Annotated in this window: 5 protein-coding genes; all 5 read right to left on the reverse strand. The window is 49.5% G+C overall.

Features of this window, described 5'->3' with window-relative positions; all coding sequences use genetic code 11:
- Nucleotides 1–6 precede the first annotated feature (6 nt).
- Complete coding sequence (locus OEM52_13845; protein ID MDK9701218.1) at nt 7–141, reverse strand: hypothetical protein; 135 nt, start codon at nt 139–141, stop codon at nt 7–9.
- Nucleotides 138–629: an NADH-quinone oxidoreductase subunit B gene (locus OEM52_13850; GenBank protein ID MDK9701219.1), complete on the reverse strand. Its 492-nt coding sequence runs from the start codon at nt 627–629 to the stop codon at nt 138–140. The genes OEM52_13845 and OEM52_13850 overlap by 4 nt, the downstream gene beginning before the upstream one ends.
- On the reverse strand, nt 626–1,060 hold the full coding sequence (locus tag OEM52_13855; GenBank protein ID MDK9701220.1) for an NADH-quinone oxidoreductase subunit A: 435 nt from the start codon (nt 1,058–1,060) through the stop codon (nt 626–628). The genes OEM52_13850 and OEM52_13855 overlap by 4 nt, the downstream gene beginning before the upstream one ends.
- Before the next feature lie 256 nt (nt 1,061–1,316).
- Complete coding sequence (priA, locus tag OEM52_13860; protein ID MDK9701221.1) at nt 1,317–3,515, reverse strand: primosomal protein N'; 2,199 nt, start codon at nt 3,513–3,515, stop codon at nt 1,317–1,319.
- 505 nt (nt 3,516–4,020) lie between these two features.
- A partial coding sequence (locus tag OEM52_13865; protein MDK9701222.1) for a T9SS type A sorting domain-containing protein occupies nt 4,021–5,090 on the reverse strand: 1,070 nt, incomplete at its 5' end.

Here is a 5,090-nt window from a genome sequence, read left to right on the forward strand (position 1 = left end):
AGGTGTTCAGACAATCTTGAAATGCTCCGGTGTCAATAGCACTGCTTTTTCGCTGGCTAACGCTTCGATAATCCACTCCGGCTTCGATTCCGGATGCTTCGCAGCAATCCATTCGACCCAATCGCGGGTAGGCTCAATCATGCGCTCTTCCTCCGCTTCTCGGGGTGACGAATCGAATCTTGCAATTGCATAATCCCATCAATCAATGCTTCGGGACGCGGGGGACAACCGGGGACATACACATCGACGGGTACGATTAAATCGACTCCTTTGACGACATGGTAGCCACCCTGCCAGTATGGTCCGCCACTGTTTGCACAGGAACCCATCGAAATCACCCACTTCGGATCGGGCATCTGTTCGTACAACCGCTCAAGCCGCGACGCCATTTTGAACGTGACCGTTCCGGCGACAATCATACAATCGGATTGTCGGGGACTGGGACGCATAAATACGCCAAAACGGTCCAGATCGAATCGGCTCGCCGCAGCCGCCATCATCTCGATCGCACAGCAGGCAATCCCGAAGGTTTGCGGCCAAATCGAATAGGAACGCGCCCAGCGAAACAGCTTGTCGACGCTCGTTATCAGAATATCGCGTTCGTAAACGCCTTCCTTAGGAATACTCACCGGTGCTCCGCAGGACGATTGGTTTGTGTTTCAGCATGGGGGGCGTTCAACATTTCGGTCGCACTACGAGGCGCTAAAGGACGAATCCATTCCAAGTCGCCGCGTTTCCACACATACACTAAACCGGGAATTAACAAGAAGAGGAATAACATAGCTTCGATCCAACCGAGCAACCCAAGCTCCCGCGCGACAACCGCATACGGCAACAAGAGGACTACTTCGATGTCGAAGATTAGGAAAATCAAACCAATGATGTAAAACCGGCTGTTAAACCGTACCCAGCTCTGACCTTTGATTTCTTCACCACACTCATAGGTTGAGAGCTTGAGATCATTCGGGTTACGCGGCGCCAGCAACCGGTTCAGCGTCACGGATACGCCGACAACCAGAACTGCCATACCGATGAAAATGAGAATTGGGATAAAATCCATGGAATGTCTCGTTGCAGATACTCAGCGGGCTGAAAAAGCAGCGTTGCTTACTTGAAATCCGTCGATAATGTACGTGTCCGCTTATCGTTACACAAGCGTTATGTGACATTCTTCACATTATCACATAGATTTTTCTCTTTTCATTCAGCAGATGAATCTATGTAGTTCAGCGAATTGTAGGGTTCTCCAGAATTCTATCCCAACAATCAATACAACAACATGATTGTATAGACATTGTGATATATTTCTTATACATCTAACTAAAATCTATCGGATCGATGTCTAACGCTATCCGATTCTCGGAGTAGAGTGGTTTTGGGAGTTGTCCTAAAAGCATTCGTCGAGTGTCTTGTAACGCGAGTTTCAGAAGAATCGCGAAGCGATAGTAGTTTTCCTTTCGCGCTATCAATGCTGGTGCGGCGTGGCTGGTATCGAATCCTTGACTTTGCAACCACTTTTGCAACCGGTTGGCTTCCAGCTCGGCAGCATTCTCTTCAGGCCCCGTTACGAGAATTCGTGCTAATCGGACAAACGGTGGAAACTCAAGTTGCTTTCGGAGTTTCATGGTGTATTCGGCGAATCCTTGCCAATCGTGGGCTTGCAGATACTGCAATACGATGTGGTGGGGATCCCAGGTTTGAAGAACCACTTCTCCTAATCCCCGCCTCCCCGCTCGACCGGCGGCTTGCATTAGGAGTGATAACGCGCGTTCTTCACTGCGAAAATCGGGCAGCAACCACTCGCTGTCGGCAGACAATATCCCGACCAAAGTCACCCGGGGAAAATCGAGACTGCGGGCAATCATTCGGGTTCCGAGCAAGAGATCGGCTTCGCCATCGGCAAATGCCTGAAGGATTCGTTGATGAGAACCGCGTTGCTTAACTGTATCGCCATCCATTCGTAAAACACGCAACGCGGGAAACTTCTCGGCGAGGTATTCCTCCACCCGTTCGGTGCCAAAACCACGGGGAGCGACTCGAGCGGAATTGCATTGTGGACATTGCACCGGAATTTGTTCATGGTGACCGCAGAGGTGACAGATCACTTCATTGTATTCGCGGTGTACCGTAAGTGTTACCGAACAATTGGGACAACCCATCACCCAATTACATTTTCCACAGCGCAGATGCGTCCCATAGCCGCGCCGGTTGCGCATGAGGATGACTTGTTCGGCTCGTTCGATCCGGTTTTCGATGGCAGCGATTAGTTGCGGAGAGAGAACTTCTACCCGCCCCGGTTCACTGCGCGGAACCTCGTTCATATCAACGATGTGGATGGTCGGTAAAGGAACGTTATCGACTCGTTCAGGTAATACGTGCAATGTATGCTTACCGGTCTCCGCACCGTGCAATATTTCTATCGAAGGGGTCGCGCTGCCCAACACGATGAGACAATTCGCAAATTTTGCCCGCATCAGTGCCGCATCCCGGGCGTGGTAGCGGGGTTCGGGATCGTGTTGTTTCAGCGAAGCTTCATGTTCTTCATCGACCACGATCAAACCTAAATCGCGTACTGGAGCGAAGAGTGCAGAACGAGCGCCAATGACGATGGAAGCGGTCTCGGTGCGCAGCTCTTGGTAAGTGCCACGACGCGATGCATCGGTCATCTTACTATGGAGAACTCGGACTTTACTACCGAAAGCGCTGCGAAACCAGCCGATTAGTTGTGGCGTCATGGCGATTTCAGGAACAATCAGTAAGACCGATTTCCCAACGCTTAACGTTTGTTTGGTTAGTTCGAGATAGACTCGCGTTTTCCCGGAGCCGGTTACGCCGAATAGCAAGGATGAGTGAAAGCTGCCACCAGTAAGTTTCGCGAGTAACTCAGTAAACACCTTTTGCTGATCGTCGGTGAGGGGTGGTAATGGCGGTGCCGTATTTGCTATGCCCTGTAACGATGGGTCGCGATGCCACGGCGGACGCAACTCTTTTATCAGGATTCCTAATGCCGCTAATCGCTCTGCGGCGTTTTTGGTGGCGCCGGTGCGGAGGATTCGTTCGGAGTGGAGTTCCCATGCGGGTTGCGTGGTCAAATCCGATAGCAGCGCGAGCGTTCCACTGGATAAGCGTTTCGGCAACTCTTCCGGCAAAATGCCACTAAAGCTACTCCAGATTTCAAGGCGGGATTTTTCGGTACCAGATAAATCACCCGGTGGCTGCGCAGTCATACAAACGATTCCGGGTGCAGCAAAATAGTATTGCGAGAACCACCGCAGAAATGGCAACAACTCACCGGGAAACAATGAGGTCGGGGACACGAGAGTTTGGATTGCTTTTAACTTCATCGTCGGAGGAGCGTCGGATACATTCCACACCCAACCGGTTAACGGTTTCCGCTGACTACCGAACGGAACCGTTACTGCACACCCCATGATCTGCTCCGGATCATAGGAACCGGAGAGGTAATGGTAACACGTATAAGGTGGTGTCGAAATTGCTACTTCGATGGCTCGCATGAAAGAATATACCGAAAGATTCGAATGATGGATAATGAATAATGGGTAATGGGTGTAAGGTGAAGGGTGTAAGGTGAAGGGTGTAAGGTGTAGGGTGTAAGGTGTAAGGTGTAGGGTGTAAGGTGTAGGGTGTAAGGTGTAGGGTGTAAGGTGTAAGGTGTAGGGTAGGAGCGAACTTCCACGTCCGCCCGTATTTTTGTGGTGGTTACGGGTTTCCAAACCCGTCCGTAGGGGCGTGTCGCGCACGCCCATATGTTTACATCGTAGGGGCGGCTGGCAGCCGCCCTTTGTTTCTATAGGGGTAGACCCCAAAAAAGTCTGTCCTCGATTTTGAGTACGGGCGAACCTCGTGTTCGCCCATTCGTTTTACAGGTCGGGAGACCTGTCGCTACCCTACACCTTTCACCTTACTCCTTTCACCATTTTTCGACCCCCTTCCCCCTACACCCTTCACCTTTCACCCTTCACCCATTTTTCGATCCCCGAACCCCGAATTCCGAACCCCCTATTTCAGCAGCACCATCTTCTGCGTCTTGACAAATTCTCCGGCTTGCATCCGCACGAAATACGTTCCCGACGAAAGGTATTTGCCATCGAATGTCAACCGATAACTTCCCGTTTGTTGTTTTTGATTCACAAGCGTTGCCACTTCCCGACCAATAATATCGAATAGTCTTAGGTCGACCATTCCCGGTTTAGGAAGTGAGTAGGAAATCGTAGTGGATGAATTAAATGGATTTGGATAATTTCCAAGTAATTGTGTTGTACTAGGCAGCTTGGCAACCGATTCGGACACTCCTGTTGTTGGAATCGATAAGATCGTGAAGAAACATTCATTCCCCCATTGTGAAGTGTCGTTGTAGGTAGGATCGAAGGCGTTAGGTGTTGTGGAAAAATTGTTACTTCTTGTGAATCCCGTCATGTGAAGCTGGCTCTGACTATCGCAGACCATATCGGAAACGAACTCAGAATTATTTCCACCCCAATACGAGCCATATCGAAGATCTGTCAACTCCCTATTGAATTTTGTAAGGTAAATGTCAAAAATCCCCCCGAGATAAGAGCGACTTTGGGCATTAGGGGTTGTAGGCAAATTGACAGCATTGGTCGTACCAGAGACTACGATTGAGCTGTCCTCCAACAAAACATGCTTAGTTCTTCCAGGTAAAACATCCCCCCCAAAGAAAGTACTTTTTTCAAGTCGTGATAAATCGTACGACATTCGGGCAAGAAATTGATCATAATGATTATTGCTATGGGTTGAGTCGTAACAAGGTCCAACAATCGGAAAATCGTGACTTCCAGTATACCCATTGATGTAAACAACATTGGTATCGAGAATACTCAAATCCCAACAATCATCATGTCCGACCCCGCCTAAATAGGTACTTGCGATTAGTCGTGCGTCACGTATCGAAAGATGAACAATTGCAGCATCGCAACTGTCACCAAAACCATTGAAGGTTGTATCAAATGCGCTATGAGTTACAGGAAAGTCCGACCCATTCACTATACCCGTGACAAAAACACCACCAAGATGATCGGATGTAATTGAATATGCAGTCTCTTCGAAGA

It is taken from the genome of bacterium (assembly GCA_030247525.1).
GTDB lineage: Bacteria > Electryoneota > JAOADG01 > JAOADG01 > JAOADG01 > JAOTSC01.

Coding starts and splice junctions, on each gene's coding strand:
- OEM52_13845 (MDK9701218.1), bottom strand. CDS start 141: ATGATTGAGCCTACCCGCGATTGGGTCGAATGGATTGCTGCGAAGCAT.
- OEM52_13855 (MDK9701220.1), bottom strand. CDS start 1,060: ATGGATTTTATCCCAATTCTCATTTTCATCGGTATGGCAGTTCTGGTT.
- priA (MDK9701221.1), bottom strand. CDS start 3,515: ATGCGAGCCATCGAAGTAGCAATTTCGACACCACCTTATACGTGTTAC.